2 protein-coding genes are annotated in these 1,099 nt (G+C 34.8%); both read right to left on the bottom strand.

All coding sequences use genetic code 11. From position 1 onward, the window contains the following. The coding region (locus tag AB1414_21370; GenBank protein MEW6609962.1) for a hypothetical protein at positions 1 to 415 on the bottom strand (415 nt) is incomplete at its 3' end. A gap of 33 nt (positions 416 to 448) precedes the next feature. Beyond that, positions 449 to 964 (bottom strand): SH3 domain-containing protein, encoded by a 516-nt coding sequence (locus tag AB1414_21365; GenBank protein MEW6609961.1) that lies wholly within the window; start codon positions 962 to 964, stop codon positions 449 to 451. Positions 965 to 1,099 lie beyond the last annotated feature (135 nt).

Here is a 1,099-nt window from a genome sequence, read left to right as displayed (position 1 = left end):
AAAGGATAAGTTGCAAAAAAATCATCAGGCTTTTGAGCCTAATTTTGCCCTCTTTGAGCAAAATAAACAGATTGATAAGGATAAAGAGAATTTTAGAAGTAGCATAAAATTTACGAAAGTCCAGTTTATAAAAGATGCTATTTAATATCTCAACTATCTTATTTTTCCCTGTTCCTGTATTTCCAATCAAGATAGTATTGAGGTTTATCCTGCTTACTGCGTGCCCAAGATTCCTTCTTTTTTCAAGGCTCTGGACGATACTTATGATTTGGGTAATTTCAGCCTTGATGTTGTCGAGACCGACTAACTCGTCCAGACTCAGTAGAGGTTGAAAGGATAACCTTTGCCCGCAGGATTTACAGTATTTGGCAATATCTCTGTTGGTAAAGTTGCATTTTTCACATAGTACTGACATTTTTTATCCTACCTTATTCTTCTCTTTGGCTAACTATCTGTCCACAAGCTCTTTGTATATATATCCCTTGCCACCTTTATATCTTATAACATACCATTCAGTTGCAACCGCTTCTTCTTCTGGTGCAACCGCTTCTTCTTCTGGTAAAATATCTACTTTTTCACCCTTCTTCATTCTACCAATAATTGGATAACCTGTGGAAGGTCCAGAACGAATATTAGCAACATCCTTTTTTACTGTTCCTATTGTCACCTTTGTTGTTGTTTTCTGATTACCCATAATATTACCCACATTTTGTATGATAAATTTAATATTACCTACATTTTGTATAATTGCAAACATAATTACAGCAAATAAGGCGATAATGAATGCTATTCGGATAGTTCGCTTTTTAGTACTGGTGGGTGTGATTTCATTTCTTAAGTTTATCGCCTGTGCATCCACATCATTCTCACCTTCCATTCCAAATATTTCCTTCCATATTTCATCATCAAGATTATTTGAGTCATTTTTCTCCTCGGAATACCTCGCAAGGCTTGCATCATCCATCGCTATAATATGGTTCTTCTAAGTTTTAAGTGGGTAAATAGTGTTTATTGAGTTGACCAAAATTAAGTTTTCCTGTAATCAAAAAGGTTACTATTTTAAAATTTCTGTAACTTCTAAAACCTCTGGCTTTAGCCT

Source organism: bacterium (genome assembly GCA_040755795.1).
Lineage (GTDB): Bacteria > UBA9089 > CG2-30-40-21 > CG2-30-40-21 > SBAY01 > JBFLXS01.
The sequence above is the reverse complement of the archived record's forward strand: the minus strand, read 5'-3'. Positions and strand labels throughout refer to the sequence as shown.